The organism is Lysinibacillus sp. NPDC093210 (assembly GCF_044753985.1).
Taxonomy (GTDB): domain Bacteria; phylum Bacillota; class Bacilli; order Bacillales_A; family Planococcaceae; genus Lysinibacillus.
Window position 1 is genome coordinate 709,201 of record NZ_JBIVOE010000002.1, and the last position, 26,570, is coordinate 735,770.

Here is a 26,570-nt window from a genome sequence, read left to right on the forward strand (position 1 = left end):
TTTAATAAAAATGATAAGGAGATGCCCGTTTTTGCGAACACCTCCTCAATTATTTAATATTCGTTGCATATCATCCTTTATCGGACTAGTGAAATAATGCTTCTCTTTTGTTAGAGGGTGCTGCAAACATAACGATACGCAATGTAATGCTTGTCGATCTATTAGCTTGCGACTCCCTCCGTATAAATCATCACCAACGAGCGGATGACCCAAATAACTCATATGCACACGAATTTGGTGTGTTCGACCTGTATGCAACTTTAAGCGAATATGAGTCATCGGCTCTCCTTGAACTGAAAAACGCTGTAATACTGTTACATCCGTATGAGCATATTGGCCATCTTGTCGTACCTCACGCTCAATAATACTCGTTTCTTTTCGTCCAATGGGCGCCACGATAGACTGCCAATCTTCTGCTAAATGTCCATGTACAATTGCTTCATATTCACGTGACACTTCACCAAGCCGTTGGGCTAGACCCATAAGATGATGAATATGCGCATGTTTCGCAATGCATAACAAGCCAGATGTATCCCGGTCAAGTCTTGTCACAATATGAATGGTAGAAGCTAAACTCTGTTGTTCGAAATAGCCGCAAACATCATTTGCAATACTTTTAGTTGGATGCTCACGAGATGGAATGGTACTTTGATGTGCTGGTTTATCGAGCACTAACAGAGCCTCATCCTCGTAAATAACAGCAAGCTTGCCATATTCAATAGCAAGCCCATCACTTTTCTCTTCTGGTGGGAATTTCACTTCTACCTGATCGCCTATATGAAGAGGGTAACGTACATTTTGTTCGGTACCATTGACCGTCAATAAACCCCCATCAAATTTAATAGCTGTTAAGGCTCGTTTGGATATTTGCCACTCTGCTAAAGCTTCACGTAATAATTGGCCATCCTTTTCCGCTAGAAAACGGAGCGTAAAACGTGTATCGGTATTATTCATTGGCAACAAATGATTCATGCACACGTTCCCAGAATGGAAAAGGTCTAAAGCGTGCAAAGCGAACTTTTTCATTGGCTACATTAAAAGCAATGGATTTCACATCGCCTTGTGTAACTTGAATATGATCAACTGTCATATTAAAGTTTTGCTCATTAACTGGACGTAAAACACAGTGATGGTGTGCTGGTAAAATCAATGGTGAGCCAACTGTACGGAAAACACGATTGTTTATAGATGCTATTTCAGTAATTTGAAGCGCCGCTAATGTAGGATGAATAATAGCTCCTCCAAGGGCTTTATTATAGGCTGTACTACCTGAAGGTGTCGAAACACAAAGCCCGTCGCCACGGAATCGCTCAAACTGATTCCCGTTTAACTCTACATCCATTACGAGCGTAACATCCGGTGATTTCACCGTCGCTTCGTTTAATGCCAAATAAGTATTGGAATCTGTATTATGATGCTCTACTTTTACTTCCAGTAATGGGTACTCAACAACATTAAAATCCTTCTTGGCAATGGATAACACCAATTTCTCTAATTCCGAAGGCTTCCAATCCGCATAAAATCCTAAATGACCTGTATGAATACCGACAAACGCAACCTGATCTAGCAAATGTGAGTAGCGATGGAAAGCATGTAATAACGTTCCGTCCCCACCTATTGATACAACAATTTCAGGCGTCTCTTCATCATATGTTAATCCAAAATCTTGCAAATATGTTTTTGCTAGCTCCATTAATTCATTTGATTGTGCATCTCTACGTGATTGAATGGAAAATTTCATTGTGAGTCACGCTCCTTCTCTGATAGTAAACTAGGATTCGATGCCTCTTTATATTCACTAAAATAGGCTTGCGCTTCTTGAATTTCACTACGGATCGATGACATTTCTTCATCTAACCGGAATGCAGCCTCTGCGGCACTTTGCAGACGATTCTTTATTTCCTCTGGAAACATGCCCTTATATTTGTAATTTAGTGAATGTTCTATTGATGCCCAAAAATTCATAGCTAATGTACGAATTTGAATCTCAGCTAGCACTACCTTTTTTCCTTGAATGGTTTCAACGGGGTATTCAACAATCATATGATGTGAACGGTAACCACTTGGTTTACTATGGGTGATATAATCGCGCTCTTCAACAACGCGCATATCCTTACGTTGTCGTATTAGCTCTGTCACCGTCGAAATATCATCTACAAATTGGCACATAATACGAACACCCGCAATATCGCCAAGCTCGTCGCCAAGTTGTTTCGAAGGTTCAAAGGCTAGTCCTTTTTCTAACGTTTTATCGTAAATGCTTGCCAGTGGCTTTACTCGTCCTGTAACAAATTCTATTGGAGAATTTGCATTGACAATGCCAAACTGGGAACGCATACCTTTTAATTTTATTTTTAACTCATCTACTGCTTGTTTATAAGGACTTAAAAAAATCTCCCATTGTCCCATCGCTAAAACCTCCCGACATTCGGTATCGAACAAAAGCAACACCGTCTGTTCGTTTTGTCTTTTTATTCAGCGAGAACTGCCTTGAAGTGTTGTTCCACTGCCTGAACAAATTCTGCTCCGTAATTGTAATTTCCTTCAATATTATACACGAGCATTTCCAATTCATCGTAAAAATTTGTAAGTTCAATTACTTCCTCATCTATTTTTAACATTGGGTTTTGCTTAGCCTGTAAAATCTGTACAAGATTCTCCCAACTAGTCGGTGGAAAACGCAAATAATGATAGTCCTCTCCTGCATCAAGTAAATAAATAAAAGCAAAATCATCAGAGTCTGCAATTAATTGAGCAGCAGGCTTTAACTGTAAATTTTTATTATTGTCGTTTAAACTAAAATGAGGTTGCTGGTTTTCAAAATAAAATGATTCTATTGTATATATTTTACGCACATGTGGGTCCCCTTTTCGTCGTTCTCTTCCTCTTATTTTATCATATGGGGTAAATAGTTGCAGTGTGTAATTGCAAAACTACAAGTAAACTCAAGTTAAAAATCTATTACATCTCGGTGTATTTGCATCCAGATTATTTTCGGGCCTATTTGAAAGCTCTTCTTAAAATCTGTGACCACCACAAGAGACCTTAAACTTGATTCAGCTAGGGTCTGAGCCTTCACTGAATCAAGTTTAAATTTGGCGGACTTCTGCTGAATCAAGTTTAAATACTAATAATAAAGGGTGAGCATACATGGCACAACAACTTGAAATTGAATTTAAAAATGTGTTAACCAAACAACAATATGAGCAATTGCTAGAAGATTTTCAAATTAAAAAAAATGCTATTCATCGTCAAACAAATCATTATTTCGACACACCATCTAATGCTATTCGAAATTTGCAAAGTGGGCTACGTATTCGAATAATAGACAATTATTATGAATGTACATTAAAAGAAAAATCTTCAAAACATGTACATTTAGAGACGACGGACGTATTAACTGCAGCGCATGCCGAAAAAATGCTTGCAGGTCAAGGCTTTTATGCGCCCGAAGTTGCAAAAAGACTAGCGATACACAATATTCCACTAGAGCAGTTAGCAGTGTTCGGGTCACTTACAACAGACCGTGTCGAAATTCCTTATAAAGACGGACTTCTTGTATTTGATCATTCTTTTTATTTGCAGTGTGACGATTATGAGGTAGAATATGAATCAAAAGATGAAATAAAAGGAAATGCAATCTTCGACGAATTTCTACAGCAATATGGTATAGAAAAACAAATTGCTGAAAAAAAAATCGCCCGCTTTATGAAAGCACTACAATCAATTAAGAAGCAATAATAACAGCTACTTAATAGTACAAACGAAAGGGTGACCAACTAATTGGATATCCAATCTTTAAGAACGATGCTTGAAATCCAAGCACTGCAAACACTTGGTTCTACAGAAAATAATTCATCCAATTCTTTAACAAACAGCAATTCATTATTTTCTGATATGATTGATGAAATGTTAGGCGATGCCACAACAACTAACAGTGCAAAATTATCAAGTCTACTTGGAATGAGCTCTTCAAGCTCTACAAATTTCATGGATCAGCTTAGTAGTTTAACAGGCATGTCTGGAGGAACAACAAATAACTCACTCCAATCATTGCTCTATAGTGGATCAAATTCAGTATATATACCTGCTTCTATCCAGGCTACATTAGCAAAAATGCAATCCAGCACTAGTCTTGATTCCTATGTATCAGATGATGTTATTGGATCAACTGCCTATGCAAATTCACTTGCTGGGGCAAATAAATACGGCGATATTATTGACAAGGCTGCAGCTACCTATAATGTACCAGCCAAGCTTATTGCAGCCGTTATAAAGCAAGAGTCTAACTTTAACGCATTAGCTGTCAGTAATGCAGGAGCACAAGGCTTAATGCAATTAATGCCTAAGACAGCACAATATTTAGGTGTAACGAATTCCTTTGATCCTGAACAAAATATTATGGCAGGAGCTAAATATTTACGTCAAATGCTCGATAAATTCGATAATGATCCAACACTTGCGTTGGCAGCATATAATGCTGGAGCTTCTCGTGTAACAAAATATAATGGAATCCCACCATTTAAGGAAACACAGAATTATGTCAAAAAAGTGATGAATTACTACACTGTATAAATCGCATAAAACCTGTAATTACGGTCTTTTTCAGCAAATTTCACCCCTGTTGGTGAAATTTGTGCTTTTCTAGCGAAAACATTTCCAAAGTGCTCTTTGTTTGTGTAAACGAATGGACGTTGATAGAATGAAGGTAGTCACAAGATATTCACATTTTTCTATTCAACATAGTATTAGCTAAAATTGTACATCAACATGTTGATTTGCACTTTACGATATACTTCCTATAAAGAATAAAAGGAGCATTTACTTATGAGTCGAAAATACACTGTTCCTTATGAGGAGCTGGGCGCTGAAAAACTTTCTGAACTCATACATGCGTTCTATAAAAGAGTTGCACAGCATCCTGAACTTATACCAATCTTCCCAAAAGATTTAACAGAGACAGCACGCAAGCAAATTCAATTTCAAACACAGTATTTAGGTGGTCCAAATCTTTTTACTGAAGAGCACGGACATCCAATGATGCGTGCGCGTCATATGAATTTTCCAATTACACCCGATCGTGCCCAAGCTTGGCTAGAATGTATGGCCGAAGCAATGGATGAAGTTGGCCTGGAAGGGAAGTTCCGTGAAACCTATTACCACCGTTTAGTATTAACAGCTCATCACATGATTAATACACCTAATGACGATGAGGGGGAATTATTACGTGAATAATATTCAAATGTTGCAAGAACCAACACCGACGATTTCTACTGCTAATAAGCCAATTGAATTGTATATTTTCGTAGATCCACTTTGTCCTGAAGCTTTTAGTATGCAATCCATCATTCGTAAACTACAACTAGAGTACAATCATTATTTCTCATGGCGCATTGTATTAAGCACAGAGCTTTCTTCGCTTAATTGTCTGAGCAAGCGCATGAAAGGTTGTGAATCAGGGATTGAGCTAGATATTAATCACCCTGTTTTACCTTCTATAGCTATAAAGGCGGCAGAATTACAGGGTAAACGCGCAGGAGCTCGTTATTTAACGAAATTACAGGAATATGTTGTACTGAACCATCAAGATGTAAATTCCTATGCAACGCTTTTAAAAATAGCCGAGGATGTTCAATTAGATATGAATGAATTTGTGGTAGACTTTGGCTCAAAAGAAGCCGCACGCGCCTTCCAATGCGATTTATATATAAAGCGGGAAATGGAAGTTGATGAAGTACCGAGTATCGTATTTTTCAATGAATGTATTGAAGATGAAGGTCTAAAAGTGAGTGGTAGCTATTCCTATGAGGTTTATGAACATATTTTAGAAGAGATGATGAACGAGCAGCTTATACGCCAAACGTTACCGACCATCGAAGAGTTGTTTTCAAAGTTTCAAACACTTTCTACAAACGACATAGCTTTTATTTATTCATTAACAGAACAAGCAGCTGAACGTGAATTAAAAAAACGTATGCTGCAACAAAAGATAGAACGTATTCAAACAGATCACGCTACACTATGGCGTCTTAAATAATGCAATTATACTTTTATTCCAAAAGGTTAGGAACTCGCTCATTAAATGACAGAGACCTATCCTTTTTTTTATTTTATAAAACTGGTAATTAGATTAATTGATTACCTATTGCTAAGCAAAGCAGTGCGTCAAAAACAATAGTGATAGTAGAAAGGTTGTTTCAATAGTCTTAGCAATAAAATAATGCACCACTAGCAAAAATAGTAAAAGAGATAGTTAGTAAAAAAACTACTAAAGACACAAAAAAGTTTTGCTGATAGCAACAAAGACCTAAAATAAAAGAGACGCCTCTATCCTCGACAGATAGAGACGCCTCTTTTTCACAAAGGGGATGGGAGAAATGTTCACGTTCAAACAAAGGGGTGTATGTTTGTTTTGTGATTTATTTCACAAGATTCACTTTATCATGGAATAATAAATTAAGCAATGTATCCTGCTTTAGATTCACAAATTTGTCATATAGAAAGCGATTACAATACAGTATTTTTTCAAGATGGTTACTTTTTTTCATTTGTAAATCTAAGAAAAACATTATTAATTATTTTTTTCTAGAATGACCTATACTACTTAGCAAAGAAAATGGCTGTAGTAAGAAACCTACAGCCACACAAATTAATTATTCAACAATAACTTTTCAAGTTCATTTAACCGTTGTTCAAATACGTTACAAGCATCATCAATTGGTTTTGCCACATTCATATCAACACCTGCTGCTTTTAGCACTTCAATTGGGAAGTCAGAGCAACCAGCTTTTAAGAAGTTATTAATATAACGTTCTACAGCAGGTTCACCTTCCTCCAAAATTTGCTTACTTAATGCAGTGGCAGCAGATTTTCCAGTAGCATATTGATATACATAATAATTGTAATAGAAATGCGGAATACGTGCCCATTCCAGACCGATTTCCTCATCAATTACGATTGCATCTCCAAAATAGAGCTTATTTAAATTATAATATACTTCCGTTAAACGTTCCGCTGTTAATGATTCCCCATTTTTGTCCATTTGGTGTATCATATGTTCGAATTCTGCAAACATTGTTTGTCGGAAAACCGTACTACGGAACTTGTCTAACCAATGGTTTAATAAATAAATTTTCTGCTGCGGATCTTCTATTGTTTTTAGCAGATAATTATTCAACAATTCTTCATTACATGTAGAGGCTACTTCAGCCACAAAAATTGAGTAATCTCCGTAGACATATGGCTGATTGTTACGAGTGTAATAACTGTGTACACTGTGTCCAAATTCATGCGCTAATGTGAATAAATTATCTACATTGTCCTGCCAGTTCATAAGAATGTAAGGATTTGTACCATAAGTACCAGATGAATAAGCACCACTAGTCTTACCTTTGTTCTCCATAACATCAACCCAACGATTATCGAAGCCACTTTGAACAATGCTTTGATACTCTTCACCAAGTGGTGCTAGCGCCTTCACTAAAATATCCTTAGCTTCCTCATATGGCACTTTCATGTCAACTTCCTGGACAAGTGGTGTAAATAAATCCCACATATGCAATTCATCCACACCTAATAACTTTTTACGCAAAGCAATATAACGCTGCATAGCTGGTAGATGCTTGTGAATTGTCTCTACTAATTGGTCATACACACTTTCTGGGATAAAGTTATTTGACATTGCAGCATGACGTGCAGAATCATAATTACGAATATTGGCACTGACATTATGTTTTTTTACATTGCCTGTCAATGTAGCCGCAAATGTATTTTTAAAATTACCATACGTTTCATACATCGCTTTAAATGCTGCTTCACGAACCGTTCTATTTTTACTTTCTAAAAACTTAATGTAATTACCATGTGTGAGCTGAACTTCTTCCCCATCCTCATTTTTCACTGTAGGGAAAACTAAATCCGCATTGTTCAACATGCCAAATGTATTTGAAGCAGTGCCTGTCACCTCAGCCATCTGCGCCAGTAATGCTTCTTGTTCAGCAGGTAGTACATGAGGACGAGTCATTGAAATTTCTTTTAATGATTGTTTGTATAGTTGTAAATCTTGATTTTCTGCTAAATAGCTTTCGATAGTTTCTTCACTTAACGATAAAATTTCAGGCGTTAAAAATGATAGTGCCGTTGAAATATTGGTCGCTAGCGTTTGGATACGGCCATATAAATCTTGATAAAAACTATTTGTTTTATCTTGGTCATTACGCATATGTGCATACGTATACAGTTTCATTGTACGCTGATAAATTTCATCGTAATATGTTAATACAGCTAATAAGGCATCCGAACCATTATTTAAAGTACCTGCATAGCTAGGTGCTTTTTTTGCTAGTTCTGCGACCTTTTTAAACTCCTCTTCCCATAATGCATCAGTGGCAAAAATATCTTCCAATCGCCAGGTTAACTCTACCGGTACTTCATTTCTCATTAAAACTCGATTGCTGTTACTAGCCATGAGCCAGCCCCCTTTATATATGACTTTCCTTTACTCTAAACATTTTCTCAATATATTGCGACAATTGCAAATAATAATTACCTACCTTTTCCTCCTCATGAGGTATCTTAAACTTTTATGTGACCCTATACAAATGCTCATATACTTTTCCCAAAATTTCCATACTACATTCTTTTTGAAGGAAACTATGCCCTAACAGTTTTCCATAGTTTTCAATAGCTTGCACTCTTAAATTTGTAGGCTCTATATCGAGTAGCGTTAGAAACAATTGAATTTCTTCCTTACACATCTCATATGGTAGTAACTGTTGTTTTCTGCAAAAATCCAGCAAGATTGCTTGCCATTCAATTGAAAAAATCGGAATAGCTTTTGCATTTTTAACTGGTACGCCTATATAATTCGGCAACGCATTTAGTGAAAATTTTAATTCATAGCAGCTTCGTAAAAAAAGGTCTTGAACGCCTTTTTTACTTCGCATTAAACGTTGCTTCACATACTGTTGACATATTCTTTTATAAATATGCCAGTAAACAATAAATGCTTCATACGTAATTGACTTCGGCTCATAAAATGGAAATTGCTGTGTTTCAAGTGGAATATAGAGTACGTTCGCTATAAAAGTATGCCCGTGAACATGAAGAAGATTCGTCCAATAATTAAATTTAGCTGCTCTCGCATCATATGTAACTAAATATGGCACATTATTTGATGAATAACTAATAACGTTTTGGTGGATGGGCGAAACTCTAATTTTTTGAATAGCTTGCGGTGTATAATTGTTCTGTGATGTTTGAAAAAGCCATAAAGCTTGGATATTATTTTTCTCATATCCTTCTGTTCGTAACTGCCAATTTTCATTTGTTATCGCGCTACATTGAAATTCAAGCGCAATCCGTCGTTGTTTGCTTCGTATTAAAATATCCGGTCGTTGAGACAGTTTCGATAAAAATGGCTCCAGCTCTACTGTATGCCTGAGTGATTTCAACCATTCAAATAATTGAATTTTTCCTCGCAAATGGAGCAGTGATTCTCCTTCTGAAAATCGTCGTTCACAAGATTGGCTAGCAATGTGAGCAAAATGCGGGATATTAAGCTGACCAATTTTTAATTGAACAGGCTGCTGACATTGAGGGCAAAAAAATTGTTGGTACTGGCGATACTTTTGCAGAGCTTCTCTCGAATGTTGATATGAGACAAATAATTGCTGCTGCTCTGTATAGGCAATTAGCATTTCAATCTTTCTCCTTTTTGCCCTCATTGTAAATAAAGTTATCCTTTAAGCCAACTAAATATCTGCTTTTCTTTGAAATTTGATTTTTACCACTAAAAAAGACTGTAGGCATACTCAACTCTTTGAGTGTGTCTACAGTCTGAAAGCTCCTAATAACAATCAGAAGCTAAAAGATATTAACTAAAATATTTTCGAACAGTTTCGAAGCAATCATATTCCATAATTTTTTCGCCATATTCTTCAAGACGATGAATTGTGAAATTGGAAGGGCTTAAAAACTCTTTAATGACTGCGTTCTTATCATGACGATTTAAATCGTCATCTGCGTTTGCAAAGTCTACTACTAAATAGTAACAACCTTCATATTTAAATAATGAGGAATCCACTAAATCGTCTGTCATCCGTTTTGCAACGGGGATTAACTCATCGATATCTTTAAATTTATAAACATAAATGTCTGTATCCATAAATAACTCTGATTCATCCATGTCACCAAATTGAGTTAATTGACTAAGAAGATCCTCTCCTACTTCGTCGAATGGGGCAAACATACTTTTTTGTTCATCATAATGTGAATGACCATCTAATGTTTCACCGTCTTTTAAAATATGTGCACGTGTGACAATGATTTCTAAGCCTACTTCCGACGCATTGATATGAATCCAAATCGGACCTTCTACATCAAAATAATCTTCCGTATTCACTTCATCAATCATATCCCAAAAAAGTTGCTCACCCTTTGCTCGGTTGTACCAAATTTCTTCACGACTATAGCCGCGATCCTCTATATCATTGTACGTAATAAAGAGCTTGAGTGTATTTTCATTTACACGTTCGATGTCCACTAGACCTCATCTCCCTTCACTGTCATTTGTCGAAAAACAGTATTATTTAATTAGTATGCTTTGATTCATTGTTTTTAACCTTCATACTCCCTTGTTTTTCAACCTTTGACCACACCACAGAAAGTCATCGAGTAACTGTAATCATAAATTTTTTTGTTCACAGTTGTCTCTAATTCTATTGTATGCTGTTCTTTCATAAAATGAAAAGGATATACACCATTTCAAAGAAGATATTTGAATTATTGAAATTGTAGTAAACTATTTAGATTAAATCAAGTTTAACATACTTTTAGGGAAATATATGACTTTTACCTATTAATTATTAGTTTTGTTTGAAGGTATTTACATAAGTAAAACATAAAAAATAGATGTCACAACATGCATGCTTCTGCATTTGTAACACCTAATACATTTATTCTATGCAATATAGGAGGATTTTAGTTCACCATGCGCTGTGCTTCTTGTAATTGATAAGCCCGAACCTTACGTGGTAAAAATCGTCGAATTTCATCTTCATTATAGCCTACTTGCAATCGTTTCTCGTCCAAAATAATTGGTCGTCGCAATAATCCTGGATATTCTTGAATTAGTTCATATAAGCGTTGTAATGGTAAGCTTTCAACATCTACATTTAATTTTTGGAATATTTTAGAACGAGTTGAAATGATTTCATCTGTTCCATCCTCCGTCATGCGTAAAATTTCTTTAATTTCACTAATGCTTAACGGTTCAGAAAAAATATTACGTTCTGTATATGGGATTTCATGCTCCTCTAACCATGCTTTCGCTTTACGACAAGACGTACAACTTGGTGATGTAAATAAAGTAACTATCATACTGACACATCCTTTCTCTTAGTATTCGTTATCTATAGACCATTTTGTTAAATTAGAATTAATGTAATGTAAAACTACAGTTCCATTATACAGCACTCAGCTGTATTTGAATATAGTTCCAAGGAAAAAAAGAATGCATAGTGAATGACTTTGTTACAAAATATTCTGTCTTTTAATACTACCTTAAAGTATCCAATTCCTTTGCATGTCCAACGAACTAATAATAATATTCCCATAAGCACATCATTTTAAACATGAATATACTGAAACTAGTTGTTCTCAATTAAAAAACACAAACGAGAATAATGTCACTTAGACGTGTACAATTATGACGCAACATTCAAAATGTAGGTTGCCTTTTTTTACAAAACTAAAAAAATTCAGTCTAAAGACTGACTTATCAGGCTTGCATTTAGCTAAGTCTTTATACTATAATGTGGTGCAATAAGAAAAGCGCTTATGCGCAAAACATCTACATAAATAATGTAGTTAAAAACGCTGACGAAGAGTAGTACATATGCAATATACATGTATAGAGAGTCTGTGGTTGCTGGAAACAGATCATGTATGCATTTGGAATGGACTTCCGAGTTAGCTTTGTGAACGTACAAGTAAGCACTTGATACCTATTAGCAAAGCTCGTCTCTTCACGTTACGAAGCTAAGTGGCCTTTTAGGCAAGCAGGGTGGTACCGCGGATTCGAACATCATTCGTCCCTTCATTAGTAAATTCTAATGAGGACGCATGATGTTTTTTTATTTTTCGAAACCCGAGGAGGAACTTATTATGACAACAATTTTTTCAGGCGTACAGCCTACTGGTATTGTGACATTAGGAAATTATCTTGGTGCATTCAAGCAATTCCCAGCATTACAGGATGAAGGGAATGCCATTTATTGTATCGTTGATCAACATGCAATTACCGTTGCTCAAGATCCAAAAGAGCTACGTCAAAACATTCGTAATTTAGCTGCTACTTATATCGCTACTGGTATTGACCCACAAAAGTCAACACTTTTCATCCAATCAGAAGTACCTGCACATGCGCAAGCAGGATGGATGCTACAATGCGTTGCTTCTATCGGTGAGCTAGAGCGTATGACGCAGTTCAAAGATAAATCACATGGTAAGGAAACGGTTTCTGCAGCTCTTTTAACATATCCACCATTAATGGCTGCTGACATTTTATTATATAACACGAATATAGTTCCTGTAGGGGACGATCAAAAGCAACATATCGAGCTAACACGTGACCTTGCAGAGCGCTTTAACAAACGCTATGGTGAAGTTTTAACAATTCCTGAAATTCAATTACCAAAAGCAGGTGCTCGCATTAAATCATTACAAGAGCCTACAAAAAAAATGAGCAAGTCCGACCCAAATACAAAAGCAACAATTAAGCTTTTAGATACAGCTAAGGATATTGAGAAAAAAATCAAATCAGCAGTAACTGACTCTGATGGTATTGTGGCTTTTGATGTTGAAAATAAACCTGGCGTTTCGAATTTATTAACGATTGAATCGGCTATTACAGGTGTATCTATTGATGATTTAGTGAAAAAATATGATGGTATCGGTTATGGTGGCTTTAAACAAAGTGTGGCTACAGCAGTTATCGATCACCTTACACCAATTCAGGAAAGATTTTATAACCTTGTAGAATCATCTGAATTGGATATCATTTTAGATGAAGGCGCAGAAAAGGCAAATGCTATTGCTAGCGCAACTTTAAAGCGCATGGAACAAGCTATAGGCTTAGGTCGCACACGTCGCTAAGAAAGGAATTAGCATATGCACTGTGAACATTGTAATAAAGCAATCAAAGCCCTACTGTTAGAAAGTGACTTTGGTGCTGATCCATTATGGTGTGGCCATTGTCGCACTAATTTAGAATTAGAACAACTTCCTTTAGGTGATGTGTTATTAGGTGAGCTGACGACATGGATGTGTAAGTTTGGTGAATGGATTGATCTTGAAACAGATTCATTTATCGAAGGTAAGGAATACTTAGCGAAAAATCATGATGAGCAAGGTGAAGACTTGGCCCAAAAAGTAGCAGTAGAATTAGCGGTGCCCGTAACATTTATACCTTATCTTTAAGATTAGCTGTTCGATCAAATCCAAAATCGAGCACAACGCTACAAAGCACAATACAGGCTCCAATTGCCATATAAAATTCTGTCGTATGCATAATAAATTTAAAGACAACCGACCAGGAATAACCAAGAGTCCGGTAATTCAAATATAAAATTAAATTGCCAATAGAAAGTATCATTAATCCATAGCTCATTAAAAATATAAAAAGACGAAACAAATAAACGGCATCCTTTCTATTTCTTCTTACTTTCTTTTCTATTCGCTAGCTTTTAAAAAAAGACGTCAGCCTTGTAAATTAGGCTGACGTTTTTTTATTATTCTTCAATTTTTTTAAATAATAGACTTGCGTTATGGCCACCAAAACCAAGTGAATTACTCATTGCATATTCAATGCTCGCTTCACGAGCTTCATTCGGCACATAATCTAAATCACACTCTGGGTCTGGCTCTGTTAAATTGATTGTTGGAGGTAAAATGCCCTCTTTCAATGCTAGTGCTGTAAAAATAGCTTCAACACCACCAGCTGCACCTAGTAAGTGACCTGTCATTGATTTAGTAGAGCTCATCGCTAACTTATAAGCATGTTCTCCAAAAGCAGTTTTTACTGCTTGTGTTTCAAATAAATCATTGTATGGTGTACTTGTTCCATGTGCATTAATATAGCCAACTTGTGAAGGATCTACTCCACCGTCTTCTAAAGCTTGAATCATCGCACGTGCAGCACCTTCACCTTCTGGAGCTGGTGCAGTAATATGATGCGCATCTCCAGTTGAACCGTAACCAAGAACTTCTGCATAAATTTTTGCACCACGCGCTTTTGCATGTTCGTATTCTTCTAAAATAACAATCCCTGCACCTTCACCGATAATAAAGCCGTCACGGTTTTTATCGAACGGACGAGAAGCTGTTTGAGGATCCGTATTTAATGATAATGCTGTATTCGCACAGAAGCCTGCAACCGCCATCGTCACGATTGGTGATTCAGCTCCCCCTGAAATCATCACATCAGCATCGCCACGTTCAATTACTTTAAATGCATCACCAATTGAATTCGTACCTGATGCACAAGCTGTTACTGAACAAGAATTGATGCCCTTAGCTCCAAAGTGAATAGACACTTGACCTGAAGCCATATCTGGAATCATCATTGGAATAAAGAATGGACTAACACGTCTTGCACCACGCTCTTGGAACGTTAAAAATTGTTGTTCATATGTTTCCATGCCACCGATACCAGATCCAATCCATACACCTGCACGTGGTGCTAACTCTTCATCGATTGTAAGCTGTGCATCTTCCATCGCCATTATAGACGCTGCTAGTGCATAGTGCGTGAAACGGTCCATTTTGCGAGCTTCTTTACGTTCAATATACTTTTCAATATCAAAGTCTTTTACTTCAGCAGCGATTTTGGCAGCAAATAGATCTTTATTTAAGCGCGTTAATTCACCAACGCCTGATTTACCAGCCTTGATGTTTGCCCATGTTTCTTCGATGCTATTCCCTAGTGGTGTAACAGCGCCAATTCCTGTAATTACTACTCGTCGTTTACTCATTGTCTTACTCCTCTCAAGCAATTTTCTATGTTATTTTCCCCATCTCATTGCAACGGCACCCCATGTTAAGCCACCGCCAAAACCGACAAGTACTAATAAATCATCATCTTTAATTTTACCTGCTTCAAGCTCTTCTACTAAAGAAATACCAATAGAAGCTGCTGATGTATTGCCATATTTGTGAATCGTTTTTGACATTTTTTCAGCGGGTAATGCTAAACGTTCACGTGCCGATTCCATAATTCGAATATTTGCTTGATGTGGAATTAAAAAATCAACATCTTCTTTTGTTAAACCAGCTTTGTCTAATACATTTACTGCTGATTCACCCATTTGACGTACAGCAAACTTAAATACTTCACGACCGTTCATCGCAATTGTCTCTTGCTGTGTTAAATAAAGATGTTTACCGCCCGTTCCGTCGGCTCCAAGCTCAAATGATAAAATCCCTCTACCTTCTGATACAGGACCCACAATGGCAGCACTTGCTCCATCACCAAATAAAACAGCCGTATTGCGATCTTCCCAATCAATGACTTTGGACAGCTTTTCAACACCTACTACTAAGACATATTTATAAGCGCTTGATTCTACAAATTGTTTTGCTGTCACTAAGCTATATATAAATCCTGCGCAAGCTGCTGCTTGGTCCATCGCTGCTGCATTTACAGCACCAATTTGCTCCTGAACCATACATGCTACACTTGGAAATGTTTGATCTTGTGTTACAGTTGCTACAAGTATTAATCCTATTTCTTCAGGTGTAATACCTGCTTTTGCAATAGCATCTTTCGCAGCTGCTACTGCTAAATCTGAAGTTTCTTGATTATCTGCAGCGAAATGACGTTCTTCAATTCCTGTACGAGTTCGAATCCATTCATCCGAAGTGTCCATAATTTTTTCTAAGTCAAAATTCGTAACGACCTTTTCAGGAACGTATCTGCCTAAACCTATAATACCTGCGTTCATATAGCAACCCCTCTGCTTTCTTACTATCAATTATTAGTAACTGGTCATAATTATAACTCATAATGAAGGAATGGTGCAAGGTGAATTAAATTTAGTATACCATAAGGTCCCTATAGAATTCGTAGATAGTAGTCATTCAATCGCCGGTTGAAGTCTCTTAATCGCTGGTAAAACTTCTGTTTTCGCCTTTAGAACTCGTTCAATCGCCGCTTAAACAATTCTCTTCTGCCGACAAGCTAAATGTTGTGACAAAATTGCCATATATCACCGCCTAGAAAGCGCCACTTTTTGATAAAAGGTTCTTTTTTTTTCGACTTATGTTATGATATGATAATGTATATGTAATAAAAAAGTTCGGTTGAGGTGAAATTAATGCAATATATCGTAACGTTCATATGGTCATTTTTACTAGTTTCTATGTTAAACTACGTAGTAAGTGCTGTAATTGGAGTACCATTTGATTTCCAAACTGGTGCGATCCTTTCAGTTGTATTCTCTGTACTAATTTTTGTTATTGGCGCAATCATTCCAAACGAGCCAACACCAGAAGCTGCAGACCATCATTAATCAAAATCATAAAAAAAACCTGTCTCGCCTCATGCGAAACAGGTTTTTTTCTATTTATTATTTTTCAACTACACACTGGCCATTTTGCATTTTAATATGCAATGTTTCTCCTGGTAGCACTTCGCCACGCAGTAACTCCTTAGCAACCGCTGTTTCGATATACCGTTGCACAAAGCGTTTTAAAGGACGTGCACCAAACTGTGGATCTGCTCCATGCTCCACAACCCAATCAATTACGTCTTGATCAACATTTAACGTGATTTCCTGCTCAGCTACACGTTTTACAAGCTGCTCAATATATTTCCAAGCAATGGCTGTGAAATGTTCTTCAGATAACGCATGGAACATAATAATATCGTCCATTCGATTTAATAGCTCTGGCTTAAAGTGCTGGCGTAATGCCGCCATAACTAAATCCTCGACTCCAGCATCATCTTCTTGTGCTTCCATTAAATAGCTCGAGCCAATATTAGATGTTAAAATAATTACGGTATTTGTAAAGTTCACCATTCGTCCCTGACTATCTGTAATGCGACCATCATCTAAAATTTGCAATAAAATGTTCGCTACATCAGGATGAGCTTTTTCAATTTCATCAAGTAATACGACAGCATACGGATTACGACGAACGGCTTCCGTTAATTGTCCTCCTTCTTCATAGCCAATGTAGCCTGGAGGTGCACCAACGAGACGAGATACGCTATGTTTCTCCATATACTCACTCATATCAATACGAATAAAATGCTCCTCAGAATCGAATAGTTGGGCAGCAAGTGCCTTAGCGAGCTCTGTTTTACCTACACCCGTTGGCCCTAGGAATAAGAAACTACCAATTGGGCGATGTGGGTCTTTAATGCCTGCTCGCGCGCGCCATACAGCTTCTGTAACAAGTTGAACTGCATTATCCTGCCCCACAACACGTTCATGTAATGTATCTTTTAAACGCAGTAATTTTTCACGTTCGCCTTCCACTAACTTAGTGACAGGAATACCAGTCCAACGAGATACAATTGAAGCAATCTCATCAGAAGTAACTTCCTCACGCAAAATACGTGTCTCACTACCTTTTTCTAAATGTTTTTCCATCTCTTGAAGCTCTTTTTCAAGGGCAGGAATTTTCCCATGTCGTAATTCAGCTGCTTTATTTAAATCATATTTACTTTCCGCTTCATCTAGATCCCGACGGTATTTATCCAGTAATTCACGTTTTTTCTGGATGCCTTGCAATGCTTCTTTCTCTGCTTCCCATTGTTTACGCATACCTTCTGATGAATCTTTAAGTTTTGTTAACTCTTCTTGTAATTGCTCCAGACGTTTTTTACTAGCTTCATCTTTTTCCTTACGTAATGCTTGTTCTTCAATCTCTAATTGCATTATTCGACGAGTCACCGCATCTAATTCTTGTGGCATTGAATCGATTTCTGTACGGATCATTGCACATGCCTCATCTATTAAATCAATCGCTTTATCTGGTAAAAAACGCTCTGTAATATAGCGATTTGAAAGCTCAGCAGCCGCTACAATTGCCCGATCATGAATACGAACCGCATGATGCAGTTCAAAGCGTTCTTTTAAGCCACGTAAAATAGAAACGGTATCTTCAATAGATGGTTCACGAACAAGCACTTGTTGGAAGCGACGTTCTAAAGCGGGATCTTTTTCAATATACATACGATATTCATCTAGTGTAGTAGCACCTATACAGTGAAGCTCACCACGTGCAAGCATCGGTTTTAACATATTGCCAGCATCCATTGCTCCATCTGTTTTACCAGCACCAACAATCGTATGGATTTCATCGATAAATAAAATAATGCGCCCTTCAGATTCTTTCACTTCTTTTAATACGCCTTTTAATCGTTCTTCAAATTGACCACGATAACTTGCACCCGCTATTAATGCGCTCATATCAAGCTCGTACAATACGCACTCTTTTAATCCTTCTGGAACATCACCTTTTACAATACGTTGTGCTAACCCTTCGACAATGGCTGTTTTACCTACCCCTGGTTCACCGATTAACACTGGGTTATTTTTCGTTTTTCGTGTTAAAATTCGAATGACATTGCGAATTTCTTCATCACGTCCAATTACAGGGTCCATTTTGCCGTTTTTTACTTCTTCTACTAAGTTACGACCAAATTGCTCTAATGGTTTTTTATCATCAGTTTGTTGAAATTGCATTGTAGCACTCCTCTTCTCTCTTCTTTTTTATATCTTTACCCTAATTTAATTCCAATTAAAAGTTTGACCTTTTTTGACTAACTTTATTTTACAACAATCGACAAACCGTAGCAAAAAAAAAGCTCAAAAATTTTTTACTGAAAAATGGAAAATTACGTTATAATAGTGGTATGTTTCGTTGTTTTAGTATATCGAAATGATTATCGTCATCCTTTTGTAATACAGGTAATTTCTATTACAAAAAGAAAGAGATGTGTTTGATATATGGTACTAATGGATAATATCCAAGAGAAAATGCATGCACTTTTTCAAAACAATGGTGTTTTTATTAAAGTGAATAAAGATAGTAAAATTTTCTTAGAAGGGGAACGAGCTAAAGAGATTTATTATATTAAAACAGGTGCTATTTCGATTAGCCAGGAAACCGAGAGTGGCAAGGAATTAACAATTCGAATTTGCGGTCCTGATAGTATAATTGGTGAAGGCTCATTATTTTGTAACCTTACTTATTTTTCGATGACAGCTAAAGTTTTAGAAACTTCAACGTTGTATGTTTTAAGTCGTAAATCATTAGAGCATCTATTAGTTGAGCAGCCACATTTAATGGTAGAGTATATGAAATGGTTGCAAACAGAAAATTTAAAATATCAAAGCCGACTACGTGATTTAGTGTTAAATGGTAAAAAAGGTGCTTTATTTTCAACATTAATTCGCCTTTCAAATACATATGGGAAGCCGTTAGAAAATGAGTCCATTTTTATCGACTTTCCATTAACGAATTCAGAAATTGCGAATTTATGTGCTACAAGTAGAGAAATGATTAACCGTATGTTGAACGATCTAAAAAAGCATCACATTCTATCCTTCGAAAAAGGTTATATTACGATTCTTGATTTACAATATTTAAAAAATGAAATTGCCTGTGAAAATTGCCCATTACAAATTTGCCGTATAGACTGATTTATTAACTATAGCGCGTCGTATGTAGGTGTAGGCCATTTGCGATTTTGACTACTTAACCTTCAGTGAGCTTAAGTAAAAAACAAATAAAAAATCCCCGCTTACAGTTATGTGCAAGCAGGGATTTTTTATTCATCTCGTTAGAAGGCCAACTACTAACGGACACCTAATGCCATTTTCGCATAGCGAGACATTTTATCTTTAGACCATGGTGGATTCCATACAATATTTACATTTGTACTTTTCACCTCTGGTAGTTCACTCATAGCTGTATTTACTTGGTCAACAATAACAGGTCCCATTGGACAGCCCATTGACGTTAGTGTCATTGTAACTGTTGCTAACCCCTCGTCATCTAACTCTACATCATATACTAAACCTAAGTTGACGATATCAATTCCAAGCTCAGGGTCGATTACGTTTTCTAATGCACTTAACATGCTGTCTTTCATATCTTGATCCATCTGTATTTCTCCTTTCGTCACAGTGTTAACTTAATCATAGCAGATGCTTCTTATTATGCCAAATGCTGTGCAAGCCAATCAGTTGCCGCTAGCATACCTGTACGTGTTACAGTATGACCAGCATGTTTATCTGCAATAAATTTTAAGTTGCTCGGATTTTCATCGTAGTATGCACGTAATGATAAATAAAAGTCATACGTATCATTAAAAGGAACGGTTTTATCATGCTCACCATGCCAAAAGAATACTGGGCGGCCAGCGAATTGTTCTGGTGTTAAACTGATATCATATTTTGCGAGAAGTTCGTTCGTTTTTTGTACTTCTTGTTCAGACATCGGAAATTTCACACCGCTTTTAGCCATTTGTTGCAATTGATAGGCACCTAATTTAATAAAACCTGGGCCACCCATACATATTGCTGCCGTTTGAATCCAATCATAACGTTTTAAACAGCCAGATGTAACGATTGCACCCATCGAAGTGCCAGCCACACCAATTTTATTGTTAGCTAGTAATTGCTTATTCTTTAATTCTTTATATAATTGCTCTACTTCATGAATAGAATTTAAAACGATATCCCAAAAATGTAGATTCATTTGAGTCTCTGTTAATCCTTCACTGCGATCACCATGAAGTTTTGCATCTGGTAATAGGACACGCACCCCTTTATTTACTAACTGGTATGCATAATGTAAGTTATGTTCTTTTGCGCTCATAAAGCCGTGTAAGAAAATTACTACGGGGGTATTTTCATTCATATTATCTGTCGATATATGTAACAAAGGAATTTGTCCCCAAATTTCATTCTTTACTAACATTCTTGTCACTCCCAACTTTTGTCTAACCTTTTTTATGTTAGCAAACTTTTTTCAATGTGACAAAATTTTGACGTATGGATTACAAAGAGATACTATTCAAACATATAGGAAAGGGGCAACACGCAATGAAACCGCATTTAATCGTTTTAGATTTAGACGGTACGTTATTGACGGACCAACAACAAATTTCTTTAAAAACTAAAAAAACATTATTGCAGGCTAAGGAACAAGGGCATCAAGTGATGATTGCCACAGGTCGTCCTTACCGTGCAAGTGACATTTACTATCATGAGCTTGGTTTAACAACACCTATTGTTAATTTTAATGGTGCTTATGTCCACCATCCTAAAAATGCTGCTTGGCAAACAATGCATACACCGATTGACTTAAACGTTGTACGAGAGGTTGTCGATTCGGTAAATAGCTATGAATATGAAAATATTATCGCTGAAGTAAAGGATGACATATATGTGCATACAGAGGATGATCGGATACTAAACATTTTTAACATGGGGAATCCCAAAATTACGCTCGGTGATATTTCGACAAATCTATTAGTTAATCCCACGAGTCTACTCATTCAAGCTAACGAAACTAACTCAATGATTATACGTGACCATTTACAAGAAGTTCATGCGGAAGTGATTGAGCATCGTCGTTGGGGTGCTCCGCTTCACATTATTGAAATTGTCCGTCGTGGCTTAAATAAAGCTGTCGGAATTTCACATGTAGCTAAAGATTTAGGTATTCCGCGTGAGCGTATTATCGCCTTTGGTGATGAGGACAATGATCTAGAAATGATTGATTATGCTGGTATTGGCGTCGCTATGGGGAACGGAATCGCTAGCTTAAAAAACATTGCCAATGAAATTACAACGACGAATAACGATGATGGCATTGCTAAAATACTGATTGAGCGCTTAAAATTATCATAGATAAGTAGCTATTTCTATTTTTTCAGCCATTTAAAATTTGGACGAAGTATAGCATTACTAATAAATATAATTTTTTAGGAGGTTAAGATGATGAAAATTTTTACTGATAGTGGATGTGACTTACCGAAGTCTTACTACGAAGAGAATGATGTCATTCTACTTCCACTACGAGTACAAGTAAATAACAACGAATATGATGATGTCCTATCGATTGATTCTAAAGAAGTTTACGATGCTATCCGACAAGGCGCACATCCAAAAACTTCACAAGTTTCACCAGAACTTTTTTTAAAGCATTTTGAAGACCTTGCAAAAAGCGGAGAGCAAGGCATTTATATCGCCTTTTCATCTGAATTGTCAGGCACGTATAGTACAGCTGTAATGATTCGCAACCAAGTAATCGAGCAATATCCTACGTTAAAGCTAGCAATTATCGATTCAAAATGTGCCTCATTAGGTCATGGCTTAATCGTTCAAGAAGCCGTTCAACTAAGGAAAGCAGGTACTTCGCTTGAAGAAATTGAAACAAAAGTCTCTTCACTCGCTTCACAGATGGAACATCTTTTCACAGTGGAAGATTTAGATTACCTTGCTAAAGGGGGGCGTGTTTCAAAAGCAAGTGCATTTCTTGGTGGCCTCCTTAGCATTAAGCCTATTTTAAATGTCGAGGATGGCAAACTTGTACCGATTGAAAAATCACGTGGTCGTAAAAAAGCTATTACGCGTATGTTAGATATAATGCAAGAGCGTGGTGGTAATTTTTCTGAAAAAATTGTCGGCATTAGCCATAGTGATGATACGGCCTTTGCTAACGAAGTAAAGGCATCTATACAGGAAAGATTCGCACCAAAAGAAGTTCAAATGACAATGATTGGCTCAGTTATCGGTTCCCATGTAGGACCAGGTACAATCGCTATTTTCTTTACAAATAAAAGCTACCAATCATAGCATAATGAGAACAGGACATAAGAGAAAAAGTGTTAGATTGATTGAAATCAATCTAACACTTTTTTACTATGCCGTTGATGTCCGCTACGGCGGTCGCTTTCCGCGGGCACACCGTAAGCCGCAACCCTCGCTAGCGTGCGGTTTGTTACGTCTTACGCTGCGTGCGTTCCCGCAGGAGTCAACACCTTCGCTACCATCAACTAATGTTCTCTTCTAAATTTTATCTACTGTAAAAGAATTTACTAACAGCTTTGTTCCTCTTTTAAAGTTTTGTCCAAGCCTCTTGGCTATTTTTATTTTGCAGCGTCTTGTTCTTGACGACGTTTTTTACCTCGTTTAATAATAACAACGACGAAGCCAATAAATACAACATAGACTAATCCAAGCGCAGCCATGTAAGGAATGTTTAGCCCTTCATCGTCTTTAACTTGATAAATTTCTACTATTTCACGGTCTAAAATGACTGGGTAAACATCTTTTTCATTTATACGTACCTTTTCTTCTTGTAAAATGCCGTTTAGCATTTTGCCTTCACCAATTTGCTCTGGTGTTAAATCGACACGTTGTGTTTTCCCCGTATTGTTCACCATAATAATCCATTGCTCTTCATCGGATTTTCGTGTAAAGACAAGTAAACCATTTTCATTTGTAATAACTTCAAAATCACCTTTTCGTAATGTCGCCGATTGATTACGTAAAGATTGTACGTTTTTAATATAATCAATTAACTCTTCATCTGTTTTAAAATTGTATAATTGATGTGTATCAGGTTTCACTTCCCCGTTCATGGCAATTTCTGTACCGTACTGAACAACAGGAATTCCAGGCATCATAAATAACGCTCCCAATGCCATTTTTAATCGTGTTGGAGGGAACATATTTTCAGATGCGGAATCGAATGTAAAACGATGCGTTTGTAATGAGTCAATCATAATTTGCGTTGGTTTCTCACTAGCAAAAGGCTCCAATAGCTTTGAAGAGTCTCTATCAACATTTTTAAAAATATTACGGTATATTTCTGCTGTTGCAGGCGAGAAGCTTGCATCAAAATTCGCATCGCTTTCTTCATTTGAAATAACGTATAATGATTTTTTTGTATCTTTTAATGCTGTGATCATTGCATTAAGAAATGCAGAATCGGCATCCGCAATATTTGTTAAACGTATGCCGCCAACATCATATGTAGAAACAAATTTTGTCGCTGATTCGATTAAAGCAGCTTGTACATCTTTATTTGTTAAATCCCATTGAATATGTCCATTATCTGTAGAGGCAATCCAGTTCTGTTTTGCTGCATCCTGTGCCCACTCATGATTTGGGCTTACATTATTTAAAGGAAAGTCAACCATGATCGACATATTTTTCTCTTTATATGCCTTCACTACACTTTGGAATTCTTCTGCTGTTCCAAAATGCTCTTCGATTTTACTATAGCTTGTTGGCAATGAGCCATCGTATATTTCAGTATCGAAAATTGTTCCGATAGATACGATCGTATAGCCCATTTCTCCAATAAATTTTAGTTTATCTTGTAGACCTGTGAAGTCACCGCCTGCAAATTTCGTTGGGTCTTGCGTATTTGTATCAAAATCGTTGGTGCCTGAACCATTAAAGAAACGGTCAACGAGTAAATCAAAAATGCTTTCTTCTGCAATCGTTCTTGTTTGAACTTCATCCGCATGAGCTGGTGTTGCACCGATCAATGAAGTTGCCAGTAAAAGCGATGCGGCTGTTGCGCCTATCCACTTCTTAAATTTCACTTTTATTCCCTCTCTTTCAAAGCAATCCAACGTCATTTTACCAAATAAAACAGCTACGTAGCTATCATTTCAAAATATTTTCCTGAAATGCAAAATGAATTACGACAAAAAGGTGTCAAATTAAGCCAACTTCAATAATAAAAGGCAGAGACAATAGAGAAAAAGTGTTAAATCGACTCTAGTCAATTTCGGCAATGCTGTTGATGTCGGTTACAGTGGCGCTTTCCGCAGGCACAGTGTAAGCCGCAACTCGCTAACGCGTGGTTTGTTGCTTCTTACGCTGCGTACGTTCCAACAAACTAAAAAAACAAAAAATTAAGAATTGTTTTAGTGACTGGCACTTTTAAAAAAATAAAAAAAGCCGTGAAGCAAAAGCTTCACGGCTTTTTTTGATCATTATGCAAGGAAATTTTGTCCCATTGGTAATTTGAACCCTAAGAACAGTGTAATTAGTAAAAACACTACAAATAAAATCCAGAACATTGTTGTTGGCTTGTTTTTCTTTTGACGGACTAATACCATTTCCATCATGCCAATAACTAAAATACCGCCGATAAATTTAAAGCCATAAAGCATTCCTTGACCGTAGTCCATTCCTTTAATAAATAATGCTCCACCTGTAATGATAATTAAAATGTAAAATAAACGTAATACCATATGTAAGCCTTTAGACTGCTTACCACTAAGTGCTGCGATTAAAAAGATTACGATACCAACTACCCAAGTTGTAATGTGTAAATGTGTTTGGTTAGTTAAAAAATCCATGTTTGTCCCACCTCATTTTTTTTCTATCAAACTATATCCTATCATGTGGTGGAAATGGTTTCAAATATTACAAATTGTGTTCACGAAATTGAATTAATTACGTCTCCGCTTTGGCTAAACCACGCTAAATTCATTGCATTTTTGTCATTCATCCCTACCACCTAGAGTAGTGAAAGGCTCTGCTAATAAAAAATCCGCGGAGCTTACACTCGCGCGGACTATCTATATTATTCAAAATGATTGACCAACGTACCGATACCTTGAATGGATACTTTCACTGTATCACCCGCTTTTAAAAATTGCGGTGGATTCATGCCTTTCCCTACGCCTGCTGGTGTACCTGTTAAAATGACATCACCTGGCTCTAATGTTACGTGTTGCGATAAAATTGATACGAGGGATTCGACAGTGAACATCATATCTTTTGTTGTACCGTTTTGGCGTACTTCATCATTCACTTTTGTTACAACTGTTAACTCTTGTGGATTTGGAATTTCATCTTTTGTCACAAGGTATGGTCCTAATGGGCAAGTGCCTTCAAGACTTTTTCCTAAGAAAAATTGCTTATGTTTATCTTGCAGGTCACGCGCTGTAATATCATTCGCAATTGTGTAGCCAAATACATAATCAAAGGCTAAGTTTTTCGGAATGTTTTTCCCACGTTTACCAATGACAACTGCAAGTTCACCTTCATAATCCATTTTTGAAGAAAGATCAGCATGAATAGATAATGTTTGGCCATCTGCAGCAATTGCTGTAGGAGACTTCGTAAATACCATTAAATCGATTGGTGCTGCTTCTGCACCCATTTCCTTTGCATGCTCATCATAGTTTTTACCGATACACATAATATTTTTAGGCGTACGTGGAATTGGTGATAACCATTCGATCACTGTAAATTCACGCTTGAAGCTATTCGCACGATCTGATTTTTCTGCTGCCTCTACTAATTTACGAATCTGTTCAACAAAATCGAAGCCTAATGCAATGCCATCGACAATTGAATTTGAAAAAGAAGGGAGAACTTTAAGTTCGTTTTGAATAGCGAGTACATCCCATACCGCTTCTTCTTTTTTTACTTTTGGTCCAAAGCTTACATGTCCACCTAATTTAAATGATAAAATTTTCATGATTTTAAGAGCTCCTTCTTTTTTCTACATGATACAAC

Annotated in this window: 27 protein-coding genes and 1 other annotated feature; of the genes, 10 read left to right on the forward strand and 17 right to left on the reverse strand. The window is 36.7% G+C overall.

Annotated elements, in window-relative coordinates:
- Positions 1-45 precede the first annotated feature (45 nt).
- The 4 genes from ACIP9C_RS08945 to ACIP9C_RS08960 form a co-directional block, all read right to left on the reverse strand.
- Positions 46-972 (reverse strand): RluA family pseudouridine synthase, encoded by a 927-nt coding sequence (locus tag ACIP9C_RS08945; protein ID WP_401009793.1) that lies wholly within the window; start codon positions 970-972, stop codon positions 46-48.
- The gene (locus ACIP9C_RS08950; RefSeq protein ID WP_340826274.1) at positions 947-1,741 is read right to left on the reverse strand and encodes an NAD kinase; all 795 of its coding nucleotides are present in this window, start codon (positions 1,739-1,741) and stop codon (positions 947-949) included. The genes ACIP9C_RS08945 and ACIP9C_RS08950 overlap by 26 nt, the downstream gene beginning before the upstream one ends.
- The gene (yjbM, locus tag ACIP9C_RS08955; protein WP_340826276.1) at positions 1,738-2,409 is read right to left on the reverse strand and encodes a GTP diphosphokinase; all 672 of its coding nucleotides are present in this window, start codon (positions 2,407-2,409) and stop codon (positions 1,738-1,740) included. Before yjbM ends, ACIP9C_RS08950 begins: the two co-directional genes overlap by 4 nt.
- A gap of 62 nt (positions 2,410-2,471) precedes the next feature.
- Entirely contained in the window at positions 2,472-2,855 is a 384-nt protein-coding gene (locus ACIP9C_RS08960; RefSeq protein WP_401009796.1) for a UPF0738 family protein, read from the reverse strand.
- A gap of 295 nt (positions 2,856-3,150) precedes the next feature.
- On the opposite strand from ACIP9C_RS08960, the gene ACIP9C_RS08965 reads away from it, so the two are divergent.
- From ACIP9C_RS08965 to ACIP9C_RS08980, 4 genes are all read left to right on the forward strand, one after another.
- On the forward strand, positions 3,151-3,741 hold the full coding sequence (locus ACIP9C_RS08965) for a CYTH domain-containing protein (protein ID WP_401009798.1): 591 nt from the start codon (positions 3,151-3,153) through the stop codon (positions 3,739-3,741).
- 42 nt (positions 3,742-3,783) lie between these two features.
- Positions 3,784-4,575, forward strand: a complete 792-nt coding sequence (locus tag ACIP9C_RS08970) for a lytic transglycosylase domain-containing protein (RefSeq protein ID WP_401009800.1) — start codon at positions 3,784-3,786, stop codon at positions 4,573-4,575.
- A 252-nt stretch (positions 4,576-4,827) separates the two neighbouring features.
- Positions 4,828-5,235 carry a globin domain-containing protein gene (locus tag ACIP9C_RS08975; RefSeq protein WP_173478079.1) on the forward strand — a complete coding sequence of 136 codons (408 nt, stop codon included), beginning with the start codon at positions 4,828-4,830 and terminating at the stop codon, positions 5,233-5,235.
- Complete coding sequence (locus ACIP9C_RS08980; protein ID WP_401009801.1) at positions 5,228-6,037, forward strand: ClpXP adapter SpxH family protein; 810 nt, start codon at positions 5,228-5,230, stop codon at positions 6,035-6,037. Before ACIP9C_RS08975 ends, ACIP9C_RS08980 begins: the two co-directional genes overlap by 8 nt.
- Before the next feature lie 612 nt (positions 6,038-6,649).
- Here ACIP9C_RS08980 and pepF read toward each other — a convergent pair.
- The 4 genes from pepF to spxA all read right to left on the reverse strand — a co-directional run bounded on the left by pepF (position 6,650) and on the right by spxA (position 11,376).
- A complete protein-coding gene (gene pepF, locus ACIP9C_RS08985; RefSeq protein ID WP_401009803.1) occupies positions 6,650-8,467 on the reverse strand; it encodes an oligoendopeptidase F in 1,818 nt (605 codons plus the stop codon).
- Between the two features lie 115 nt (positions 8,468-8,582).
- A complete protein-coding gene (locus ACIP9C_RS08990) occupies positions 8,583-9,698 on the reverse strand; it encodes a competence protein CoiA (RefSeq protein WP_401009805.1) in 1,116 nt (371 codons plus the stop codon).
- A gap of 176 nt (positions 9,699-9,874) precedes the next feature.
- Positions 9,875-10,543 carry an adaptor protein MecA gene (gene mecA, locus ACIP9C_RS08995; RefSeq protein WP_340826286.1) on the reverse strand — a complete coding sequence of 223 codons (669 nt, stop codon included), beginning with the start codon at positions 10,541-10,543 and terminating at the stop codon, positions 9,875-9,877.
- Positions 10,544-10,980: 437 nt separating this feature from the next.
- Positions 10,981-11,376, reverse strand: a complete 396-nt coding sequence (gene spxA, locus ACIP9C_RS09000; protein WP_024362527.1) for a transcriptional regulator SpxA — start codon at positions 11,374-11,376, stop codon at positions 10,981-10,983.
- Between the two features lie 492 nt (positions 11,377-11,868).
- Positions 11,869-12,100 (forward strand) — a binding site (T-box leader).
- Positions 12,101-12,165: 65 nt separating this feature from the next.
- On the opposite strand from spxA, the gene trpS reads away from it, so the two are divergent.
- Complete coding sequence (gene trpS / locus ACIP9C_RS09005; protein WP_401009807.1) at positions 12,166-13,155, forward strand: tryptophan--tRNA ligase; 990 nt, start codon at positions 12,166-12,168, stop codon at positions 13,153-13,155.
- A gap of 15 nt (positions 13,156-13,170) precedes the next feature.
- A complete protein-coding gene (locus ACIP9C_RS09010) occupies positions 13,171-13,479 on the forward strand; it encodes a hypothetical protein (protein ID WP_401009809.1) in 309 nt (102 codons plus the stop codon).
- On the opposite strand, the gene ACIP9C_RS23125 is transcribed toward ACIP9C_RS09010, so the two are convergent.
- The 3 genes from ACIP9C_RS23125 to ACIP9C_RS09020 form a co-directional block, all read right to left on the reverse strand.
- Positions 13,463-13,693, reverse strand: coding sequence for a YuzI family membrane protein (locus ACIP9C_RS23125; protein ID WP_401021184.1), 231 nt, complete (start codon positions 13,691-13,693; stop codon positions 13,463-13,465). The two genes, ACIP9C_RS09010 and ACIP9C_RS23125, sit on opposite strands and share 17 nt — an antisense overlap.
- Positions 13,694-13,790: 97 nt before the next feature.
- Positions 13,791-15,032, reverse strand: coding sequence for a beta-ketoacyl-ACP synthase II (gene fabF / locus ACIP9C_RS09015; RefSeq protein WP_401009811.1), 1,242 nt, complete (start codon positions 15,030-15,032; stop codon positions 13,791-13,793).
- Between the two features lie 30 nt (positions 15,033-15,062).
- On the reverse strand, positions 15,063-16,001 hold the full coding sequence (locus ACIP9C_RS09020) for a beta-ketoacyl-ACP synthase III (RefSeq protein ID WP_340826293.1): 939 nt from the start codon (positions 15,999-16,001) through the stop codon (positions 15,063-15,065).
- 372 nt (positions 16,002-16,373) lie between these two features.
- Here ACIP9C_RS09020 and ACIP9C_RS09025 point away from each other — a divergent pair, with 372 nt between their 5' ends.
- Positions 16,374-16,568: a YjzD family protein gene (locus ACIP9C_RS09025; RefSeq protein ID WP_024362521.1), complete on the forward strand. Its 195-nt coding sequence runs from the start codon at positions 16,374-16,376 to the stop codon at positions 16,566-16,568.
- Positions 16,569-16,625: 57 nt separating this feature from the next.
- Here the strand turns inward: ACIP9C_RS09025 and ACIP9C_RS09030 are convergent, their stop codons facing one another.
- Complete coding sequence (locus ACIP9C_RS09030) at positions 16,626-18,752, reverse strand: ATP-dependent Clp protease ATP-binding subunit (protein WP_401009814.1); 2,127 nt, start codon at positions 18,750-18,752, stop codon at positions 16,626-16,628.
- A gap of 264 nt (positions 18,753-19,016) precedes the next feature.
- On the opposite strand from ACIP9C_RS09030, the gene ACIP9C_RS09035 reads away from it, so the two are divergent.
- Complete coding sequence (locus ACIP9C_RS09035; RefSeq protein WP_228134372.1) at positions 19,017-19,712, forward strand: Crp/Fnr family transcriptional regulator; 696 nt, start codon at positions 19,017-19,019, stop codon at positions 19,710-19,712.
- A 155-nt stretch (positions 19,713-19,867) separates the two neighbouring features.
- Here the strand turns inward: ACIP9C_RS09035 and ACIP9C_RS09040 are convergent, their stop codons facing one another.
- Both ACIP9C_RS09040 and ACIP9C_RS09045 read right to left on the reverse strand, forming a co-directional pair.
- A complete protein-coding gene (locus ACIP9C_RS09040) occupies positions 19,868-20,176 on the reverse strand; it encodes a metal-sulfur cluster assembly factor (protein WP_107895576.1) in 309 nt (102 codons plus the stop codon).
- A 53-nt stretch (positions 20,177-20,229) separates the two neighbouring features.
- Complete coding sequence (locus ACIP9C_RS09045) at positions 20,230-20,994, reverse strand: serine aminopeptidase domain-containing protein (protein ID WP_173478091.1); 765 nt, start codon at positions 20,992-20,994, stop codon at positions 20,230-20,232.
- Positions 20,995-21,119: 125 nt separating this feature from the next.
- Here ACIP9C_RS09045 and ACIP9C_RS09050 point away from each other — a divergent pair, with 125 nt between their 5' ends.
- Both ACIP9C_RS09050 and ACIP9C_RS09055 read left to right on the forward strand, forming a co-directional pair.
- Positions 21,120-21,929, forward strand: a complete 810-nt coding sequence (locus ACIP9C_RS09050; RefSeq protein ID WP_173478092.1) for a Cof-type HAD-IIB family hydrolase — start codon at positions 21,120-21,122, stop codon at positions 21,927-21,929.
- A gap of 90 nt (positions 21,930-22,019) precedes the next feature.
- The gene (locus ACIP9C_RS09055) at positions 22,020-22,877 is read left to right on the forward strand and encodes a DegV family protein (RefSeq protein WP_401009886.1); all 858 of its coding nucleotides are present in this window, start codon (positions 22,020-22,022) and stop codon (positions 22,875-22,877) included.
- Between the two features lie 293 nt (positions 22,878-23,170).
- On the opposite strand, the gene ACIP9C_RS09060 is transcribed toward ACIP9C_RS09055, so the two are convergent.
- The 3 genes from ACIP9C_RS09060 to ACIP9C_RS09070 all read right to left on the reverse strand — a co-directional run bounded on the left by ACIP9C_RS09060 (position 23,171) and on the right by ACIP9C_RS09070 (position 26,532).
- Complete coding sequence (locus ACIP9C_RS09060; RefSeq protein ID WP_401009818.1) at positions 23,171-24,637, reverse strand: alpha-amylase family glycosyl hydrolase; 1,467 nt, start codon at positions 24,635-24,637, stop codon at positions 23,171-23,173.
- Between the two features lie 396 nt (positions 24,638-25,033).
- On the reverse strand, positions 25,034-25,402 hold the full coding sequence (locus ACIP9C_RS09065; RefSeq protein WP_173478095.1) for a YisL family protein: 369 nt from the start codon (positions 25,400-25,402) through the stop codon (positions 25,034-25,036).
- A 227-nt stretch (positions 25,403-25,629) separates the two neighbouring features.
- Positions 25,630-26,532: a fumarylacetoacetate hydrolase family protein gene (locus tag ACIP9C_RS09070; protein ID WP_401009820.1), complete on the reverse strand. Its 903-nt coding sequence runs from the start codon at positions 26,530-26,532 to the stop codon at positions 25,630-25,632.
- Positions 26,533-26,570: the final 38 nt, after the last annotated feature.